Source organism: Streptomyces sp. NPDC001480, from assembly GCF_042894725.1.
In the GTDB taxonomy this organism is placed as follows: domain Bacteria; phylum Actinomycetota; class Actinomycetes; order Streptomycetales; family Streptomycetaceae; genus Streptomyces.
Window position 1 is genome coordinate 644190 of sequence record NZ_JBIAVX010000002.1, and the last position, 19971, is coordinate 664160.

At 73.9% G+C, this 19971-nt stretch carries 13 protein-coding genes; 4 read left to right on the top strand and 9 right to left on the bottom strand.

The features are described from left to right. Nucleotides 1-2 precede the first annotated feature (2 nt). Nucleotides 3-7001 (bottom strand): SDR family NAD(P)-dependent oxidoreductase, encoded by a 6999-nt coding sequence (locus tag ACFY01_RS06870; RefSeq protein WP_390734577.1) that lies wholly within the window; start codon nucleotides 6999-7001, stop codon nucleotides 3-5. A gap of 463 nt (nucleotides 7002-7464) precedes the next feature. After that, nucleotides 7465-9282 carry a ricin-type beta-trefoil lectin domain protein gene (locus ACFY01_RS06875; RefSeq protein WP_390734578.1) on the bottom strand — a complete coding sequence of 606 codons (1818 nt, stop codon included), beginning with the start codon at nucleotides 9280-9282 and terminating at the stop codon, nucleotides 7465-7467. Between the two features lie 338 nt (nucleotides 9283-9620). Between ACFY01_RS06875 and galU the strand changes: the two genes are divergently transcribed. Beyond that, nucleotides 9621-10589, top strand: coding sequence for a UTP--glucose-1-phosphate uridylyltransferase GalU (galU, locus tag ACFY01_RS06880; protein ID WP_390734579.1), 969 nt, complete (start codon nucleotides 9621-9623; stop codon nucleotides 10587-10589). 10 nt (nucleotides 10590-10599) lie between these two features. Here galU and ACFY01_RS06885 read toward each other — a convergent pair whose 3' ends face one another. Further along, nucleotides 10600-11037, bottom strand: a complete 438-nt coding sequence (locus tag ACFY01_RS06885; protein ID WP_132855047.1) for a DUF4442 domain-containing protein — start codon at nucleotides 11035-11037, stop codon at nucleotides 10600-10602. An 85-nt stretch (nucleotides 11038-11122) separates the two neighbouring features. Between ACFY01_RS06885 and ACFY01_RS06890 the strand changes: the two genes are divergently transcribed. After that, nucleotides 11123-12127, top strand: a complete 1005-nt coding sequence (locus ACFY01_RS06890) for a hypothetical protein (protein WP_390734580.1) — start codon at nucleotides 11123-11125, stop codon at nucleotides 12125-12127. A gap of 4 nt (nucleotides 12128-12131) precedes the next feature. Here ACFY01_RS06890 and ACFY01_RS06895 read toward each other — a convergent pair whose 3' ends face one another. Together ACFY01_RS06895 and tuf are read right to left on the bottom strand one after the other, a co-directional pair. Continuing rightward, nucleotides 12132-12977, bottom strand: coding sequence for a spermidine synthase (locus ACFY01_RS06895; protein WP_390734581.1), 846 nt, complete (start codon nucleotides 12975-12977; stop codon nucleotides 12132-12134). A gap of 13 nt (nucleotides 12978-12990) precedes the next feature. Then, nucleotides 12991-14160 (bottom strand): elongation factor Tu, encoded by a 1170-nt coding sequence (gene tuf / locus ACFY01_RS06900; protein ID WP_390734582.1) that lies wholly within the window; start codon nucleotides 14158-14160, stop codon nucleotides 12991-12993. Nucleotides 14161-14507: 347 nt separating this feature from the next. On the opposite strand from tuf, the gene ACFY01_RS06905 reads away from it, so the two are divergent. Next, on the top strand, nucleotides 14508-15335 hold the full coding sequence (locus ACFY01_RS06905) for a TVP38/TMEM64 family protein (RefSeq protein WP_390734583.1): 828 nt from the start codon (nucleotides 14508-14510) through the stop codon (nucleotides 15333-15335). 16 nt (nucleotides 15336-15351) lie between these two features. On the opposite strand, the gene ACFY01_RS06910 is transcribed toward ACFY01_RS06905, so the two are convergent. Beyond that, the gene (locus ACFY01_RS06910; protein ID WP_390734584.1) at nucleotides 15352-16521 is read right to left on the bottom strand and encodes a thiolase family protein; all 1170 of its coding nucleotides are present in this window, start codon (nucleotides 16519-16521) and stop codon (nucleotides 15352-15354) included. A gap of 102 nt (nucleotides 16522-16623) precedes the next feature. Between ACFY01_RS06910 and ACFY01_RS06915 the strand changes: the two genes are divergently transcribed. Continuing rightward, a complete protein-coding gene (locus ACFY01_RS06915; protein ID WP_390734585.1) occupies nucleotides 16624-17094 on the top strand; it encodes a winged helix-turn-helix transcriptional regulator in 471 nt (156 codons plus the stop codon). Between the two features lie 9 nt (nucleotides 17095-17103). Here ACFY01_RS06915 and ACFY01_RS06920 read toward each other — a convergent pair whose 3' ends face one another. From ACFY01_RS06920 to ACFY01_RS06930, 3 genes are read right to left on the bottom strand one after another with little or no spacing between them, the layout of a single operon-like run. Continuing rightward, a complete protein-coding gene (locus ACFY01_RS06920) occupies nucleotides 17104-17841 on the bottom strand; it encodes a cupin domain-containing protein (protein ID WP_390734586.1) in 738 nt (245 codons plus the stop codon). Further along, a complete protein-coding gene (locus ACFY01_RS06925) occupies nucleotides 17835-18770 on the bottom strand; it encodes a PmoA family protein (protein ID WP_390734587.1) in 936 nt (311 codons plus the stop codon). The genes ACFY01_RS06920 and ACFY01_RS06925 overlap by 7 nt, the downstream gene beginning before the upstream one ends. After that, nucleotides 18767-19915 carry a Gfo/Idh/MocA family protein gene (locus ACFY01_RS06930; protein WP_390734588.1) on the bottom strand — a complete coding sequence of 383 codons (1149 nt, stop codon included), beginning with the start codon at nucleotides 19913-19915 and terminating at the stop codon, nucleotides 18767-18769. The genes ACFY01_RS06925 and ACFY01_RS06930 overlap by 4 nt, the downstream gene beginning before the upstream one ends. Nucleotides 19916-19971: the final 56 nt, after the last annotated feature.

Sequence of the window (19971 nt, forward strand, 5' to 3'; positions counted from 1 at the left end):
CGTCACCAGCCCGAGGCGGTGTAGACGACCGCGCGGGCCGACTCGTCGCCCCATGCGAGTTCCCGGAGCAGGGCCGCGGTGCCCTCTTCGGGGTCGATGAGCCGCACCCCGCGCCGGGCGTACTCCCGGCCGAGTTCGGGGCTGACCATGCCGGTGTGGCCGCCGGTGGGCGCCCACGGTCCCCAGTGCACGGTCAGCGCGCGGTGGCCGGTGCGGGCCGCCCAGTCGGCGCCGAGGTCCTCCAGGGCGTCGTTGGCGGCCGCGTAGTCGGCCTGGCCGCGGTTGCCGAGGACGGCGGAGACGCTGCCGAACAGGACGGCGAAGCCCGGCCCGGTGGGGAGTTCCTCCAGGGCGGCCAGCAGGGTCGCCGCTCCGGCGGTCTTGGTGCCGTACACCCGTTGGAAGGACTCGGCGGTCTTCTCGGCGACGAGCCGGTCCTCGATCACTCCGGCGGCGAACACGACCCCGTCGAGCCGGCCCTGCTCGGCGTGGATCTCCTTGACCGCCTGGAGCGCCGCGTCCCGGTCGCGGAAGTCCACGGAGCGGTAGCGGGCGTCGCTGCCGAGCGCGGCGAGCTCCCCGAGCGTCGCGGTGATCTCCCGCTGCGCAAGGAGGAGTTCGGCGGCCCGGTTGACCTCGGCGGGCGTGCGCGGGCCGCCCTCCGCGCCGGCGGCGAGCGCCGCGCGCAGTTCGGCAGGGGTGCGGGCGGCGGCGGTCCGCGGGTCCTCGGGGCCGGTGGGTGCGGGGGTCCTGCCGATCAGTTCGATGCGGCAGCGGCCGGCGGCGGCGAGCGTGGCCGCGAACCTGGCGGTGATCCCGCGGGCGCCGCCCACCAGCAGCACCACGGAGTCCCGGTCGAGGCCGAGCGCGGCGGCCTCGGCGGCGCCGTCCCCCGCGGGACCCGCGCCGGTGGTGCCGAGCGGACCCAGGGGTGCCTCGACGAGTTCCATGCCGTGGCGGCCCCCGGCCGTGCGCAGGACGACGGGGGCCGCCTGCTCGGACGCCGGCGCGAGCAGCTCGGCGAGCAGGGCGTCGGCGACGGCGGACGGGGCGGTGTCGTCGAGGCCGACGACCCGTGCGAGGGTCTGCGGGTACTCGCGGGCGATGGTGCGGAACAGGCCGTACAGCCCGGCCGCGGGCAGTGCGTCGGGGCCGTCGGCGGGCCGGGCGGCCAGCAGCCGGCGCGGGCCGAGGGCCAGGGCGGCCCGCAGGACGGGGAAGGCGTCCGGCAGGACGGGGACGTCGGTGCCGGGCAGCGCGCCGAGGTAGAGGACGCCGTCCAGTGGGCCGTCCGTCTCGGTGAGCAGGTGCTCCCGGCCGGCGGTCACGACGTGGGCACCGTATCCGGTGAGCCGTGCCTCGACCTGCCCCGCCGCGCCGGCGCCGTCGCCGAGGACGGCGAACCGCTGCCCGGCGAGGACGGCGGTGGGGTCCGGCGGGCCGTCGGGCAGGGGCACCGGGCGGAGCTCGAACCGCTTCGGGGCCTCGCCGGTGATACCGGAGGGCTCCTCCGCGGGCCGGGGGGTGGCCTCCGGTCCGGCCGCCGTTCGATCGTCGGCCGCGCCGAGCCGCGCCGCCAGCCAGTCGGTGACCGCCGCGGCCGTCCTCGCCTTGGCCAGTTCCTCCAACTCGGCGTCTTCCAGCGCTGTCTGGAGGTCGGTGGCGCCGCCGATGCCCAGCCGTTTGGCGAGTTCGCCCGCGATCTCGGCCCGTTTGATCGAGTCGATGCTCAGGTCCGCCTCCAGGTCGAGGTCGGGCTCGATCATGTCGACGGGGTAGCCGGTGCGTTCGCTGATGATCTCCAGGACGACACGCTGGACGTCGACGTCCGTGGGCGCGCCGCTGCCCTGGGCGGGCTCGGGCACCGGCGGCCGGGGCACGGCGGCTTCGGCGGGCGGGAGATCCGCGGGCAGCAGCTGGGCGGGCGCGGTCTGGGGCAGCGGCCCGGAGGCCGGGGGCGCGGGGATCGACGCGCCCGGTGCCGCGCCGAAGTAGGTCAGGAGGACGTCTCGCTGGGCGGCGATCATCTCCCGGCTGGTGCGCAGGAACTCGGAGATCAACGCGTCCCGGTCGGCGGGGGCGCCGTGCGGGGCACCGTGCGGGGGGTTCGTCGTCACAGTCGTCTCCACGACTCGTCGGGCCGGTGCGAGCGCATCGGGGAGGAGGTCTCCGGCGGCGGTGCGGACCAGCTGTCCGTCGACCGTCCACCCGGGCCGCTTGGGCGCCGGTGTGCGGACCGCGTCGACGGCGTCGCGTCCTCTCAGGAGCCAGGCGGTGCGCACCGGCCTTCCCGAGACGGCGAGTTGGGCGAGCGCGTCGAGCCAGCCGCGCAGGCCGCTGCCGTCGCGTGGCTCGCAGGCGACGGTGCGGTGCGGGCGGTCGCCGAGGATCTGCCGGACGAGGCGGGTGAGGACCGTGCCGGGGCCCGCCTCCACGAAGGTCCGCGCCCCCGCCTCGTACATGGCCTCGATCTGCCGGACGAAGGCGACCGGGGCGCCGATCTGCGCGGCGAGTCCGGCGCGCACGGCGTCGGGGTCGGGGTCGTAGGGGGCGGCGGTGCGGTTGGACCACACCGGGAACTCGGGCGGCCGTACGGCCTTGTCCTTCAGGACCTTGGCGAACCGCTCGCCCGCGCCCGCCACCAGGGGGCTGTGGAAGGCGCAGGCGACCGGGACGCCCTTGGCGGTGTGTCCGGCGGCGCGCAGCAGCCGTACGGCGGTGGCGACGTCCTCGGTGGGGCCGGAGATCACCGTCTGCTCCGGCGAGTTGTGGTTGGCGACGACGACCGTGGCGGGTGCGCCCGAGGCGCGCAGGGCCTGTTCGACGTCCTCGGCGCCGGCGGCGACGGCGGCCATGGTGCCGGGGTCGTCGCCCGCCGCGGCCAGGATCGCCGTGGCGCGTTCGGTGCTGAGCTCCAGCAGCGTCTCCGGGTCGAGGGCGCCCGCCGCGCAGAGGGCGGCCAGTTCGCCGTAGCTGTGTCCGGCCGCCATGTCGGGCCGTACGCCGGCGGCGGTGAGCAGGGCGTGCGCGGCGAGGCCGGTGATGCCGAGCGCGGGCTGGGCGGCCCGGGTGTCGGTGAGCGCGGCCCGCTGCCGGGCCCGTCCGGCCTCGTCGAAGGCGGCGGGCGGATACATCCGCTCGGCGTGCTCCGGCGCCGGTTCCAGGAACCGCTGGAGTTCGGGGAAGGCGAGGAACACCTCGGCGAACATGCCGGGGCGCTGGCTGCCCTGGCCGGGGAAGAGGAAGGCGACCTTGCCCTCCGCGAAGGTCTCTTCCTGCCGCGCCAGATGGATGCCGGCGGCCGGGTCGTGCTCCCCCGCCAGCGCCCTGCGCAGCTGCCCGGTCAGGCCGTCGACGTCGCTCGCCACGATCGCCGCACGCACCGGTTCCGGGGAGGCGTCGGCTCGCCCGGCCGCGCTCAACGCCAGGTCGCGCAGCCGCCAGGGGCGTCCCTCGGCCTCGGCTGCCGTCAGCAGTTCCCCGATGGCGCGGTGGGCCGCCGGGAGGTCCTTGCCCCGGAAGAGGAACAGCTCGGCGGGCCAGGCGTCCATGGCTTGCTCGGGCGGTACGGCGTCGCCGTGAGCGCTGAGGACCACATGGAAGTTGGTGCCGCCGAAGCCGAACGCGCTGACCCCGGCGACCCGTTCCCCGGCCGGGGCCGCCCACGGCCGGGCCCGCGTATGGAAGGCGAAGGGGCTCTCCCCCTCCCGCCAGGCGGCGTTGGGCATCTCGACGTGCAGGGTGGGTGGCTTGACGCCGGTGTAGAGGGCGAGCGTGGCCTTGATCAGGCCCGCGAGGCCGGCGGCGCACTTGGTGTGCCCGATCTGCGACTTGACCGAGCCCAGCGAGCAGCCGCCCGCGTCGGCGCCGGCGGTGCCGAAGACCTCGCTGAGGATGGTGAGTTCGGTGCGGTCGCCGACCACGGTGCCGGTGCCGTGGGCCTCCACGAGACCGACCTCGGCGGGCGAGACGCGGGCGTTGCGGTACGCCCGTTCCAGCGCGGCCCGCTGCCCCTCCGGCCGGGGCGCCGTCAGGCCGAGTGAGCGGCCGTCGCTGGAGGAGCCGAGCCCCTTGATCACGCCGTAGATCCGGTCGCCGTCGCGTTCGGCGTCCGCCAGCCGCTTCAGGACGACGCAGGCGACACCCTCGCCGAGCGCGATGCCGTCGGCCGAGCTGTCGAAGGCCCGCGAGCGGCCGGTCGGGGAGAGCGCGTGCACCGAGGAGAACAGGACGTAGTCGTTGATGCCGTTGTGCAGGTCGGCGCCGCCGCACAGGACCACGTCGCTGGTCCCGGCGACGAGTTCCTTGCAGGCGACGTCGACCGCGGCCAGTGAGGAGGCGCAGGCGGCGTCGACGGTGTAGTTGGCCCCGCCGAGGTCGAGGCGGTTGGCGATCCGGCCCGAGATGACGTTGGAGAGCATGCCGGGGAAGGAGTCCTCGGTGAGCCGGGGCAGCTGTGCCTCCAGCCCGTCCGGCACCTTTCCGTAGTAGGACGGCAGTACGGCGCGCAGTGTGGCGGCGTTGGACAGGTCGCTGCCCGCTTCCGCGCCGAAGACGACGGAGGTGCGGGAGCGGTCGAACTCCCGTCCCGTGTCGCCGTATCCGGCGTCGTCCAGTGCGCGCCGGGCCGCCTCCAGGGACAGCAGCTGGACGGGTTCGATGCTGCCGAGCGAGGCGGGCGGGATGCCGTAGCTCAGCGGGTCGAAGGGGACGGGGGGCAGGAAGCCGCCCCACTTGGACGTGGTGTTGCCGTCGGCGTGGTGGACGGCCGGGTCCCAGCGCTCGGGCGGGACCTCCGTGATCGCGTCGTGCCCGGTGACGACGTTCGCCCAGAAGGCGGGCAGATCGGGGGCCTGGGGGAACATGCAGGCCATGCCGATGACAGCGATGTCGAGCGGGGCGGGCGCCTCCGGTCGCGCGGTCCGGTCCGTGCCGAGCCGTTCGGTCAGGCGCCGCGTGCGGTCGGCGAGGAAGCCGGCCGCGCCGTCGGTGACCGAGCGGTGCAGGGTGTCGATCGTGGTGGTCGCCGAGCGCAGGACGGCCACGTCTCCGGCCATGAACATGCCCTCGTGGAGCTGGCGTCGCTCGTCGACGGGGGTGAGTTCCCCGCCGTCGCGCCGGTCCATGCCCTTGCTGGCGATGCGCAGCCGCCCGACGTTGAGCCGTTCCAGCTCCTCCCAGATCCGCCGGTCCGGTACGCCCCGGGCGCGCAGCTCGGCCTCCCGGTCGCGGTAGTCGCGGGTGAAGGGGCTGGGCACGCAGCGGGTGGCGTGCCCGGGGGCGGTCTCCAGCAGGGCGGTCGTGGTCGCCGCGACGACCTGCCGCTGGAACAGGGGCTGGATGGCGCCGCGTTCGACCGCCTCGGCCGTGAACAGGTAGGCGGTTCCCATGAGGACGCCGACCGCCGCGCCCCGGGCGGTGAGGGGTGCGGCGAGCGCGGCGACCATCGCCGCCGAGCGCTCGTCGTGCACGCCGCCCGCGAAGAACACCTCGATCCGCCGGGCGGTCTCGTCGTCCGTGCCGGCCAGGAACTCCTCCAGGACGGCGAGTTGGGCCTCCCACAGCGGGAAGCTCGCCCGTGGTCCGACGTGGCCGCCGCATTCCGAGCCCTCGAACACGAACCGGCGGGCCCCCGCCTGGAGGAACTGCCGGAGCAGGCCCGGCGAGGGCACGTGCAGGAAGGTGCTGATCCCGGCCCGTTCCAGCGCCTCGGCCTGCGCGGGCCTGCCGCCCGCGATGACCGCGTGGCTGGGCCGCAGTTCCCGTACGGCTTCGAGCTGGGCGTTCCTGACGTCCTCCGGCGCGAACCCGAGCACGCCCACGCCCCACGGCCGGCCCGCCAGCGCCGCCCGGGTCTCGGCCAGCATCGCCCGGGCCTGCTCGCCGCTCGCGAGGGCCAGCGCCAGGAACGGCAGCGCGCCCCCGTCGGCCACGGCGGCGGCGAACCCCGCCTGGTCACTGACCCGGGTCATGGGCCCCTGCGCCACGGGCAGTCGCGTGCCGAGGGCCCGGCTCATCGGGGAGCCGGGGAGCAGGGCACCGCCGGGAGCGCTCGCGGGGGAAGCGTCACCGGACTCGGCCGGCGAACCCTCCGCCAACGATTCCCGCACGGCCGCCGTGAGCCCGCGTACCGTGCCGCGCACGTCCCGCCACCGCTCGGCGAAACGGGCCGCGAGGAACCCGTCCTGTCCCACCGGCAGCAGTTGGTGGTGCGGGTCCTGGGCGCCGAGCAGGGCCGCGACCGCCGCCGGGTCGTCATCCGGCAGGGGCGGCGCGTGCGGGCCCCGGCGGCGCAGTACGCGGTGCCCGCCCACCACGACGGTCTCCGAGCCGTCCAGGGAACGCAGGGCGGCGGCCGTCGCCTCGGGCAGCTCGGACTCGGCCAGCAGGGCCAGTTGGCCGTCGAGCACCACCCCGGCCGCCCCGCCGGCCACGGCGGCCGCCGCCGTACGGGGCCCGATGCCGCCGCAGGCCCACACCGGCACGCCCAAGTCCGGTTCGGTCAGGAGCTGTTGGAGGAGTACGAAGGTGCTGAGGCAGCCGATGCGGCCGCCGCTCTCGCCGCCCCGGGCGATCAGTCCGTGCGCCCCGGCGCGGACCGCCTCGCGGGCCGCGTCCAGGTCCGTCACCTCGGCCAGAACCCGGTGGCGAGCGGCGATCTCGTCGACGCGCCACGGCGCGTCCGGTGCCAGCACCACGGTGTCCGGCGCCCGCACAACGGTGCCCCGTGCGCCCGCACGCTCCTCCCCCGGGCCCGTCGTGCCAGGTGCGAGGAGGCCCTCGGGCCGCATCCGGCAGTGCGCGGCCACCCGCACCCCGTACGGCCCGGGGGTCATCCGTCTCAGGCGAGCCAGCGCCTCACGGGTTCTTCGGTCGCCGGCTCCCAGGTCCAGGACGCCGAGTCCGCCGGCCCGGGATGCCGCCGCGGCGAGCCTGGCATCGGGTTCTCCGAAAGGGGTGACACAGATGATCAGGTCCAGGGCGCGCACGGCAGACGTCATGATGCTCCGAGAAAATCGGTGGACCACTACGGTGGGGGACTTGTGCGACGGTGAACTCCTGTGCGAGGCCACCGGAAACTAGCGAGCGACTTACTCGCCGGTCAATATCGGCGCGGGCCTTCCCCATGCCGTCGAATTGATTCGGCCAGCCATCGGAACTCACCGCAAGAGCCGAAAATCCGAGCAATTCCCTTCAGTCCCACCACCGCGCAGGCCACACCCGGGCACGCACCACACCACCGCAAGCCCGTCAAAGCGTCCGGGGATTCACCCCCCACTCACCCCTGCGCAACACACCGGGCCGCCGCGCCGCACTCTGTTAAATCCGCATGTCCGCCGCGCCGTGGCTCGATCGGGGCGACGCCCGCGGGAAACCGCACGGCTCCCTAATTCCCGCGGGCGAAACACGAATCAGGGAAAATTAACGTAAACCATTGAAGTAACGGCCAGTGACGGGTGAGGGCTAGCCGAATGCCGACACCACGGTCGTCACGCTCCCGGTCACGCCGGACGGGACGGAGGCGAGGTCGCCGACCGGTGCGGTGAGCGACCCGACGATATCGGTGGGCGGTGCCGGTGACGTCTCGGCCGGTCCGGTGTCCGCGCAGCAGCCGACCTGGGCGATGCGGGTGCGGTGGTCCTCGGGCGGCGGCGCGGGCCGGTCCTGTGGTGCGTCCGCTCCCGGGGGTGCGGGGGCGGACGTCTGCTCCGGCGCCGGCTGCCGGGGCGTCCCGCCGCCGGGCGCCTTCGGCGGTGCCTGCCCGGTCAAGGGCTCCAGCGTCCACCGCTGCCGCTCGGAGCCGTCGCGGGCGGTGACGGTCACGTGGGTGCGGGACGCGCCGGAACCGGGGGCGACGGCCAGCCGCCCGGGCCGGCGGAGCAGGAGTTCGCCGCGGACGGTCAGGTCGTAGGACACCTCACCGGCGTGCACGACGCAGCCGGCCAGGACGACCGACCGGGTGTCGGGGTCGGCGGCGAGGCACAGCGCCGGATCGGCGCCGTTGCGCAGCATTCCGTCGTCCTCGTACGACCACTGCTGGGACCGGGCGAAGGAGCACGCCGCGAGCAGCGCGCGGGCTCCGTCCCGGGCCCGGCCGCCGCGCACGTCCAGGCACAGCCCGGCGGCGCGGCTGCGCAGCCTGCCCTGGCCGACTTCGACGGTCCGGCCGGCGGAGGCGGCCGACGGGGACGGCACCGGGGGCGCCTCGTGGCCGGCGCTCGGACGGGCGGAACTGCCGCTGGGGGCGCCCCAGGTCGCGTGGGGGCGGGGCACACCGCGTTCGTCGGACCAGCTTCTCGCGGCGAGGACGGTGGCGAGCAGCGCGAGGCAGGTGAGACCGACGCCGATCACCAGCGCCTTGCGGCGACGACCTCCGGACGCGGTGCGGTGACGTCCACCGGCCGCCGGGTGGACGGGGACCGGCGCGGGCGGCCGCTCCTCGGCGGTGCCGCGCCCCGCGCGCGAGTCGAGATAGCGGCGGGCGCCCCAGCCGAGCACGGTCTCGGCGAGCAGCACGTCGAGGCCGTCCGCGAAGTGGCTGAGCTGTTCGGCGGCGTACCGGCAGTACCGGCACTCCACCAGGTGCCGTCGCACATCGGGCAACAGGGCGGCGCCCCGGTGAATGGGGACCTCGAGCAGACGGTTGTAGAAGCGGCATTCCTTGGTGGGGGCGAGTTCCCGGTGGGCGCGTACGCAGGCCACCCGGAATTGCTCACGGGACTGTTTGAGAGCGGCCGACGCGGTGGCGGTGTCGACCCCCAGCAGACCGGCTGGTATGTTTATCGGTTCGGCTTCGACCTCGGTGTGCCACAGAAGGCATTGCGAGGCTCCCGGGAGTGCCCGGAATGCGCGTTCGGCCAGTTGACGCCTTTCGGGGGTGCCGGGCATCGCCGCGCGTAGACCTCGGCCGCCGTTGGGTTTGCGCAATTCCGGCAGGACGATGGGAATCACGTCGTCGGCGGCCCAGGCCCGGACCGTCTCGCGTACGGCCACCAGGAGCTGCGGGCGCAGGGCGCCACCGACCGCCCCGCCCGACAGCCGGCCGAGTACCCGGCTGAAGGCGGAGGTTGCCACCAGCTGGGCCGAACTCGTGGAGGTCGACAGGCAGATGACCGCGTAGTCGCAGGTCGCGCGCCAGTGCCGGGCCAGCAGCAGGGCGACCGCGCGGTGGCTGTCCTCGGCCGTGCCACGCAGCTGGGCGACGAGGTCGCGGTCGGAATCCCCTGGTCCGGATCCGGGGCGCGGCGGGTACGGCGGGCGTGGGGGGTGAGGGGGTTGCACTGGACCTTTTCCTTCCGAGCCGCAGGCGGCACGGGGAATGCGCGCCCTGCGGAAATCAGTGCTGATTGGTGCGTACCTTAGGGGCGCTCGGCCTTCCTCCGTGAGCCCGGCCTCGCCCCTCCCGCGGGAGGCTCACCTTCGCACACGCGCCTCACAGGAAACAAGAAGTTCGAGTGACCCAAGTTCAGGGTCCGGGAAATTCAGTGGAGTTACCGGCGGTATCCGCACCCTCATTCGAAAGCGGCGGTCCGGGAAGCAACAACCAATGGTCGGCTAAAGCCGGATGACGCACCGTCCACAGGCTTCTCCCATGACTCTCCCGGCGCGCTCTCATCCCCGTGCCCCAGCATGGGGCGCATGATCGCCCCCCCCACTCACCAGCCGGCCCCGCCCTCTCCCGCACGGTGCGCAAGGCCGTCGTCCCGGCCGCCGGGCTGGGCACCCGGTTCCTGCCCGCGACCAAGGCGACGCCGAAGGAGATGCTGCCGGTCGTCGACAAGCCGGCCATCCAGTACGCCGTCGAGGAGGCCGCCGCGGCCGGCCTCGACGACATCCTCGTGGTCACCGGACGGCACAAGCGCGCCATCGAGGACCACTTCGACCACGCCCACGAACTGGAACAGGCCCTCGCGGCCAAGGGCGACACCGTGCGCCTCGACGCCGTGCGGGACCCGGCGCGCCTCGCGGACATCCACCACATCCGCCAGGGTGACCCGCTCGGCCTGGGCCATGCCGTCCTGTGCGCCCGCCGGCACGTCGGCGACCAGCCCTTCGTCGTCCTCCTCGGCGACGACCTGATCGACCCGCGCGAGACCCTGCTCAGCCGTATGCTCGACGTCCGCGACCGGTACGCCGGCAGCGTGGTCGCCCTCATGCGGGTCGACCCCGCCCAGATCCACCTGTACGGCTGCGCGGCCGTGTCACCGACCGGCGAGGACGATGTCGTGCGCGTCACCGGTCTGGTGGAGAAGCCGTCCCGCGAGACCGCCCCGAGCGCCTACGCGGTGATCGGGCGCCATGTCCTCGACCCGGCGGTCTTCGGCACCCTGGAGCGCACGCCGCCCGGCCGCGGCGGCGAGATACAACTGACGGACGCCCTCCAGGAACTCGCGGCGAACGGCACGGTGCACGGCGTCGTCTTCGTCGGGCTGCGCTACGACACCGGCGACAGGGCGGACTACCTCCGGACGGTGGTCCGCCTGGCCTGCGACCGCCCGGGCCCGGAATGCGTGGCCTGGCTCAAGGAGTTCGTCGCGGGACCGGAGGGCGACTCGGCCAGGCGGGAGGAGGGGCGGCGGGCAGCCTGAGAACGTGAGGTCAGCTGTTCGGCCGCAGCGTCCACACCACCGTCATCTCCCCGGTGACGGCACCGTCCTCCCGCTGGATGGCGACGGTCACCGGGAACTCCGGGCGCTTGCCCTCGTCGAGTTCGGCGACGACGTCCGCGGCGGGGCGGCCGAGGGTCGCCGTGGCCTTGACCGGCCCGAGGGCGATCTTCTTGAACGCGATCTCCGCGGTGACCGGGAGCGGCACGGCACGCGAGAGCTGGTCGCCGAAGGCGGCGAGCACGATGGCACCGCTGGCCGACTCGCCGAGGGTGAACATCGCCCCGGCGTGCGGCCCGCCCACGTGGTTGCGGTACTCGCTCTGGTCCGGCAGGGACAGCACGGCCCGTTCCGGGGTGGTCTCGAGGTACTCGAGGTTCAGGGTCCGCACCATCGGCACCGTGGCGGCCAGCAGCTCGCCGATCGACATCTGGTCTGCGCTCATGACCCCCATGTTACTCACGAGTAGCGGATCGTGGCCAGAGCCCGTACGTCACCCACTAGGGTTACGTGCCATGTGGCCAGGACAGCAGCCGCCCGGGGGCGAGCAGAACCCGCAGAACAACCCGTACCAGCAGCCGGGCTACCAGCAGCCGAATCCGTACCAGCAGCCCGGCTACCAGCAGTACCAGCAGCCCAACCCCTACGCGCAGCAGCCGCAGTGGGGCGCTCCGGCACCCGTCGGCACCCCCCAGCCGCCGCAGCCGCCGCAGGGCGGTGGCGGCGGGAACCGGACGAAGCTGGTCGCGATCGTGGCGGCCGCCGCCGTGGTCGTCGCGGCCGGCGTGACGGGATTCCTCGTGCTGGGCGGCGGCAAGGACGACAAGGGAGGCGGCTCGAACGGCAAGGCGAGCACCTCGCCGACCGCCACCTCCTCCACCTCGAACGACAACCCGCGCGGCGACGAGACCGACAAGCCGACCGTCGCGGGCTGGAAGGTCGTGGTCAATCCGAGGTGGGGCACGGCCTTCGACGTCCCCGCCGACTGGCAGGTCGACCCCCCGGGCTCCAACATCGCCTTCCCCGACGAGAAGTCGTCCGACGGCAAGCTGGTCGACACGATGTCGGCACCGGCCGAGTACAAGCCCAAGTGGTGCACGTCCGACGACGACAAGGACGGCCGGACCTCGGACACCTCGCTGGCCGCGGCGGGCACGAAGGGCGCGAGCGGCGCCAAGGGCCCGGACGGCGCGGCGATCGGGGAAGCGCCCACGTGGGTGTACGGCGGCTACACCCAGCCGGACAAGAAGAGCGTCACGTACGACAAGAAGGCCACCTCGTACACGACCGCCGCGGGCGTCAAGGGCGCCTACGCCTGGGCACATTCGACGAACACCCCACGCAAGGGCAAGTGCGCGAGCGACGGCAAGGCACTCAGCTTTGGCTTCAAGAACTCCGCCGGGGACCTGGTGACGTTCAACATCTTCGGCGCCAAGGGCGTGAAGGGCGAGGTCGACACCGCGACCATCATGAAGATCCTCAGCACCGTACGGCTGCACGGGGAACCGACGGCGAGCTGACCGGTCAGCCGATGCCGAACGCCCCGTCGGGCGGCGCCGGTGACGGCACGGCGTCCTCGTCCCGCACCGGTGCGGCGGCGCCGGTGAACTCCCGCAGCGCGGCGCCGTGTTCGACCCGGGCCGGGAAGGCGTCGGAAGCGGTGCGCCGGGCCAGGGTCGCCGTGTCGAGTGGGTGGTGCGCGGCGACCAGCACGGCGTTGCCGAACCGGCGGCCGCGCAGCACACCCGGCTCGGCGATCAGCGCCAGCTCCTCGAAGACGGCCGCGAAGGTGGCGAGCTGGGAGCGGAGGAAGGCGAACGGCGCGGCGTCGGCGAGGTTGGCGAGATACACCCCGCCGACGCGCAGCACACGGCCGGCCTCGCGGGCGTAGGCGAGCGAGGTGAGGTGCGCGGGGACCCGGGAGCCGCCGAAGACATCGGCGATCAGCACGTCCGCCGAGCCGGCCGGCGCGGCCTCGAGCCAGGCACGGGCGTCGGCGGCGTGCGTCGTGATGCCGGCGCCGTCCGGCAGCGGCAGGTGCTCGGCGACGAGCTCCAGCAGCCCCCGGTCGGCCTCCACTACGTCCTGCCGGGACCCCGGCCGGGTGGCCGCGAGATACCGCGGCAGGGTGAGCGCGCCGCCGCCGAGGTGCAGCGCGTCCAGCGGCCGCCCCGGCTCGGCGACGGTCTCCAGCACGTATCCGAGCCGCCGCGCGTACTCGAACTCCAGATGCGTCGGCGCGTCCAGGTCCACGTACGACTGCGGGGCCCCGTCGACCGTGAGCAGCCATGCCCGCTCCCGGTCGACGTCCGGCATCAGTTTGGCGGTGCCGTGGTCGGTGACCCGGGAGACGGGTATGGGCTCGTTCACCTTCCCATTGTGCCTAGTACACGGCGGTCACCGTGCCCGCTCCGACAGTCCTGCCGCCCTCCCGGATCGCGAACCCGAGCCCCGGCTCGAGCGGCGTCTCACGTCCCAGCTCCACGGTCAGGTTCACCGTGTCCCCGGGCCGCGCCACCGCCGCCTCGCCGAGGTCCACGTCCCCGACCACGTCCGCCGTCCGGATGTAGAACTGCGGCCGGTACCCCGTGGAGACGGGCGTCGCACGACCGCCCTCCCGCGCCGACAGCACGTACACCCGCGCCGAGAAACGGCGCCGGGGCACGACGCTGCCGGGCGCGGCGACCACGTGCCCCCGCCGCACGGCGTCCCGCGGCACCCCGCGCAGCAGCAGCGCCACGTTGTCCCCGGCCTGCGCCTCCGCCATGGGCTTGCCGAAGGTCTCCAGACCGGTGACGACCGTCTCCACACCGGCGCCGAGCACCTCGACCCGGTCACCGACCCGGACCGTGCCCCGTTCGACGGCGCCCGTGACGACGGTCCCGCGCCCGCTGATGGTGAGCACGTTCTCCACCGGGAGCAGGAACGGCGCGTCCAGGTACCGCTCCGGCATGGGCACGTACGTGTCCACCGCGTCGAGCAGCGCCTCGACGGACGCCGTCCAGCGCGGGTCGCCCGCCAGGGCCCTGAGGCCGGAGACCCGTACGACGGGGGCGGCGTCGCCGCCGTAGCCGTTCGCGGTGAGCAGCTCGCGTACCTCCAGCTCGACCAGGTCGGTGAGCTCCTCGTCACCCGCGTCGGCCTTGTTGAGCGCGACCACGATGTGGTCCACGCCCACCTGCCGGGCGAGCAGCACGTGTTCGGCGGTCTGCGGCATGATCCCGTCCAGCGCGGAGACGACGAGGATCGCGCCGTCCAGCTGGGCGGCGCCGGTGACCATGTTCTTGACGTAGTCGGCGTGTCCCGGCATGTCCACGTGCGCGTAGTGCCGGGTGTCGGTCTCGTACTCGACGTGCGCGATGTTGATGGTGATGCCGCGCGCGGCCTCCTCCGGGGCCCGGTCGATGCGGTCGAAGGGCACGAACGTGCCGGTGCCGCGCTCGGCGAGGAACTTGGTGATGGCGGCGGTCAGGGTGGTCTTGCCGTGGTCGACGTGACCCATCGTGCCGATGTTCAGGTGCGGTTTGGTGCGTACGTATGCCGTCTTGGGCATGGCTGGGTACCTCGAAGCCTCTGCGTAGGAGAGATCCGGGAAAGATCCAGGAGAGATGGGGACCCCGAGGACTCGCCGACCCTCCCCCTGCGGGGTCCGCCGGACGTTCCGGAGAGGGTCAGCTTCGGGCGCCGTCGACAGCGGCCAGGAAGAGCGGGACGGCAGCCTTCGGGGCATCCGCGACCGCGGATGCTGCGAGGAGGAAGGCGTACCGGAACATGACGCAGATCATGGTCGACGCTCCGTCCCACGTCGAATGGTTTTTCGCGCGGTCCTCGGCCCCGGATGCCACCCGACCGACAGCTTCCATACGGCGATCACACACGTTCGTCGGTTAATGTCACCGGATGCTCGATGCCACCAACCGCTCTGGGGGCACCGCCACGGCCTCTCCCCGGGCCGCCGCCACGGAGTTCGCGGTCGCCGTCCCCACGGCCGCGACCGCCCCGCCCCTCTCCCCCGCCCTGCCCGCCGCACGGTCGGTGCCGGCGCCACGACAGGGCCTGGCCGCCCGCTGTACGCGCGTGCTGCTGTCGCCGTGGTCGCGGCTGTCGCTGCTCCTGGCACTGCTCGCGGCCGCCGCGGCCTGCGTGCTGCTGTTCGAGCCGCAGCGGCTGATCACGCACGGCTGGCCGCCGCAGCTGGGCGGGGCCGCCGCGGCGGCCGTGTTCGCGGCGGCGTACGGACTGTGCACGGTGGCCTTCGTGCCCCGGCCGCTGCTGAACCTCGCGGCGGGCGCCCTGTTCGGCTCCCAGGTGGGCCTCGGGACGGCACTGACGGGCACCGTGCTCGGTGCCGGGGTCGCCTTCGGGCTGGGCCGGCTGCTCGGTCAGGACGCGCTGCGTCCGCTGCTGCGCGGCCGGTGGCTGAAGGCGGCCGACGGACAGCTCAGCCGGCACGGCTTCCGCTCGATGATGGTGGCGCGGCTCTTCCCCGGCGTGCCGTTCTGGGCCGCGAACTACTGCGCCGCCGTCTCCCGGATGGGCTGGCTGCCGTTCCTGCTGGCGACGGCGCTCGGCTCGGTCCCGAACACCGCCGCGTACGCCGTCGCCGGGGCCCGCGCCTCGGCGCCGACCTCGCCGGCGTTCCTGGTGGCGATGGCCCTGATCGCCGTACCCGCGCTCGTGGGCACGGTGGTGGCCTGGCGCAAGCGCCACCACCTGCGCGCCCGTTGAGGACCTGGACGAGCCGTCAGACGGCCTCCAGGATCATCGCGTTGGCAAGCCCGCCCGCCTCGCACATCGTCTGGAGCGCGTAACGGGCGCCACGCTCACGCATCGCGTGCACGAGCGTCGTCGTGAGCCGGGTACCGCTCGCGCCCAGCGGATGGCCGAGGGCGATCGCGCCGCCGTGCGCGTTGACCTTGGCGAGGTCGGCCCCGGTCTCCTGCCGCCAGGCCAGGACCACGCTGGAGAAGGCCTCGTTGACCTCGAAGAGGTCGATGTCCGCGAGGCTGAGGTGGGCCCTGCGCAGTACCTTCTCGGTCGCCGGGATGACGCCGGTGAGCATCAGCAGCGGGTCGGAGCCGGTGACGGCGAAGCTGTGCAGCCGGGCCAGTGGACGCAGGCCGAGCCGCCGCGCGGTCTCCGCGGAGGTGATCAGTACCGCCGAGGCGCCGTCGTTGACGGGGCTGGCGTTGCCCGCGGTGACGTTCCACTCGATCTGCGGGAAGCGTTCGGCGAACCCCGGGTCGAAGTAGGCGGGCTTGAGCCCGGCGAGGATCTCCGGGGTGCTGCCGGGCCGCACGGACTCGTCGCGGGAGACCCCGTCCAGGGGCGCGATCTCGGCGTCGAACAGTCCGCTGTCCCAGGCGGCGGCGGCCTTCTGGTGCGAGGTGACCGCGAAGGCGTCCATCTGCTCGCGGCTGATGGACCACTTGGCGGCGATGAGTTCGGCGCTGATGCCCTGCGGGACGAGCCCCTCGGGGTAGCGCGCGGCGATCCCGGGGCCGAAGGGGTCCTTTCCGGGGGGCACGTTCGACCACATCGGCACCCGGCTCATCGATTCCACGCCACAGGCGACGACGATGTCGTAGGCGCCCGCGATGACGCCCTGGGCGGCGAAGTGCACCGCCTGCTGGGAGGAGCCGCACTGCCGGTCCACGGTGGTGGCCGGGACGGCCTCGGGCAGGCCCGCGGACAGGGCGGCGTACCGGGTGGTGTTCATGGCCTGCTCACCGACCTGGTCGACGGTGCCGCCGATGACGTCGTCGATCAGGGCGGGGTCGACACCGGAGCGCTCGACGAGGGTGCGAAGGGTGTGGGCGAGGAGTTCGACGGGGTGGACGTGCGCGAGGGCGCCGTTCGGCTTGCCCTTGCCGATGGGGGTGCGTACGGCTTCGACGATGACTGCGTCACGCATGGTGCGGGCCTCCACGACTACGGGAACTACCGGTGAGTAGGAAAACCAAACTCACCATAGCTCTCAGAGTTGGAAAATCAAACCCTCCCCTAGACTGGGCCCATGGCCGCCACGAAAGACCCGCGCCCCTGCTCCATCGCCGACGCCCTGGCGCTCGTCGGGGAGAAGTACTCGCTGCTCGTCCTGCGCGAGGTGTGCCTCGGCAACGGCCGCTTCGACCAGCTGGTGCGCAACATCGGCGCCCCGCGCGACATCCTGGCCACCCGGCTGCGCCGGCTCGTGGACGCGGGGATCCTGACCAAGCGGTCCTACAGCGAGCGCCCGCAGCGCTTCGAGTACCGGCCCACGCAGGCGGGCCTGGAGCTGGAACCGGTCCTGATGACCCTCATGGCGTGGGGCGACCGCCACCTGCGCCAGGACGACGACCGCCCCATGGTGATCGAGCACGTCTGCGGCCACGAACTGGTCCCGCTCGTCACCTGCCGGGCCTGCGGCGAGCCCGTACGCCACGAGGACCTGACGGCCCATCCGCAGGCCGAGGGCTGGACGGTGACGGGTCCGACGGCCGCGTAGCCCCTGCCGTCAGGCGGGCCCCGGACGCGCGTCGAGCGCGTACACGTCCAGCCGCCCGCACATGCCGAACCTCCCGTACTCCGACGGCTGCTCGGCCCGTACCACGGCACCGGCCAGGTGGGAGGCGTCCCCTCGCTCGAGCCGGTCGAGCTGCTCCCCCGTCGCCGCCGCGGCGGCCTCCGCGCCGCGCCGCCAGCGCTCGCGCCACTCGGCGATCCGGGGCCGTACGAGCGCCGCGGCGGCCCGGTGGAAGGCCGCCAGTGCCTCCGGGCCGGAGGCCTCGCACAGCGCCCGGAACCCCTCCAGCGCGAGGTCGCGCCGGGCGCGGGCGATCCGTTCCCGTTCCGCCTCCGGCGCGTCGGCCGGGACGGTGGTCGCGGCGGCGTAGGTCTCCGGATCGGTCAGGTACTCGGGGGGCAGGGTGAGCACCGCGTCGCCCGCCTCGGGCAGCCCGCTGTTCTGCATGAGGACGGTGATGCGCAGGTCGTCCTCGTTGACGAGCCGGTGGACGGTCCCCGGCGTGAACCAGGCCACCGTGCCGGGCACGAGGGGCGTGACCTCGTACCCGGACGCTGTGAGCGTCTGCACGGCACCCCGACCGCCGGTGACCACGTACGCCTCCGAGCAGGCCAGGTGCAGATGGGGAGTTCCGCCGCGGACGCCGTCGGCGGCGGGCCAGTCGTACACGCACAGCCGGGAGACGGCGACGCCGCCCGGCAGGCCCGTGAACTCCCCGCCGCTCACCACGGATGCGCCTCCAGGTACTTGGCGATCTCCGCGCGCTCCCACGCCCCGTCCGCCACCACGACCCGGTAACGCCGGCGCAGCGTGTCGCCGGGGGCCAGTTCCAGCTCGTCGAAGAACGCCCAGGAGGGCGCGACGGCGGCGAACGGCTCGCTGCGCACGAACCAGTGGGCCGGGTGGGTGCCGTCGGCGCCGAGGTGGTCGTTCTCGGGAGCGTGCGCGAAGACGAGCGTCGCGTGCCCGTCGGAGACGTCGTGCTCGCCGGAGTAGGCCAGCCAGGGTGCCTGGGCGCCCATCAGGCCGGGGCCCTCGGCGTCCGGGCCGATGATCCGGCCGTCACGGAAGGCTCGCGGGCCGCGCCAGAACAGGCCCGTGTACCCGGCCATCTCGCGGCCCGCGGTCGTCGGGCTGCCGAAGCGCAGCGGCTCGGCCCGCCGGTTGGTGATGGCGCTGGTCCAGGTCAGTGCCCAGGAACCCGACGCCGGGTGCACGTCGTGCACCTCGATCCGGCGTGCCTCCTCCGCCCACAGTTCACCGCTGTACGGGTGCCAGGTCAGCCGTTCCGCGATGACCACGCGGTCGTCGTGCGCGGCGACCTCGTCGAAGGCGACGTGCGCCATCGAGCCGACCCGCTCCGGGAGTTCGAGGTAGCCCTGGCCGTGGACGTAGGAGTTGCCGCCCCACAGGTTGGCGCCGGACAGGTGCGAGGCCGTCAGCTGGAGGCCCTTGTGCCAGCGGTGGTCGTTGGGCCGGTAGTCGGTGACGACGTCTCCGGCCAGGGTCCGGATCGGGTGGAGGTACGGCTTCGGCGCCTCCCACGCGGCCTCCGGCCGGTAGACGTAGGCGAGGAGTTCGACGCCGGTGCCGGGCTCGGTGACGGTGATGCGGTCACCGTGGGCGTGGACGACGCGCAGCCGGCTCGTACGGGTCACGCGGACACCTCCTCCGCGGCGACGGGTGCCCAGCCGGGCGCTCCCCCGTGCATCGCCGTGTAGAACGGGTCGCCGGGTCCGATCTCGCCCGCCTTCACCGTCGTGTCGGTGAACGCCGACTTGTACAGCGCGGTGATCAGCTCCAGGCTGGTGCGCCCGTCCGCCCCGCTGCTGCGCGGCCGCTCGCCCGCGCGCATGCTCGCGACCAGTTCCCGCAGCTGCTCCAGGTGCGAACTGGGCACGTCGGCGCCGAAGTCCCGCCAGGCGGCGGCCTCGTCCTCCGGCACGTCCCGGGCCGGGGTGATGCGCCAGTTCTCGTTGCTGTGGCCGTAGAGGTGGGTGAGCTCGACGGTGGCCCGTTCGCAGTCGATGCGGATGCGGCTCACCTCGTCGGGGCTCAGGACGCTGTTGACGATCGTCGCCATCGCGCCGCTCTCGAACCGGACCAGCGCCGTGGAGACGTCCTCGGTCTCCACGTCGTGGACCAGCCGCCCGGCCATGGCGCGCACCTCGCTCCACGGGCCGAGCAGGTCCAGCATCAGATCCATCTGGTGGATGCCGTGGCCCATGGCGGGCCCGCCGCCCTCGGTGTGCCAGCGGCCCCGCCAGGGCACGGCGTAGTAGGCGGTGTCGCGGTACCAGGTGGTCTGGCAGTGCGCCACCAGCGGACGCCCCATCGCCCCCTCGGCGATCAGCCCGCGTACGTGCCGGGAGCCCGAACCGAAGCGTTGCTGGAAGACGATCGAGGCGTACGGGCCGCCGTCCGTGCCCTCCTCCGCCTCCACGGCGTCGTAGTCGGCGAGCGTCGGCACCGGCGGCTTCTCGCACCACACCCAGGCCCCGGCGCGCAGCGCGGCCACGGACTGCTCGCGGTGCAGCGTGGGCGGGGTGCAGACGCACACCAGGTCGGGCCGCTGCTCCTCGAGCATCCGGTGCAGATCGGTGTAGGCGTGCGGGATGCCGGCCTCGGCGCAGAACTTTTCGACGGCCCGCGCGTCGACGTCCACGGCGGCGACGACCTCCGTCTCGCCCTCCTCGGCGAGCCGCGCGAGCGCGGGCAGATGGGAACCGCGTCCGATGGCGCCGGTGCCGACGACGGCGGCCCGGATGCGCCGGCCGGTGAGCGGGGTGGTGGGGCGGGGCATGGGCGTGATCAGCACTCCTCCGGGGACGGCGGGCGTGCGCGGACCAGCACGGCAAG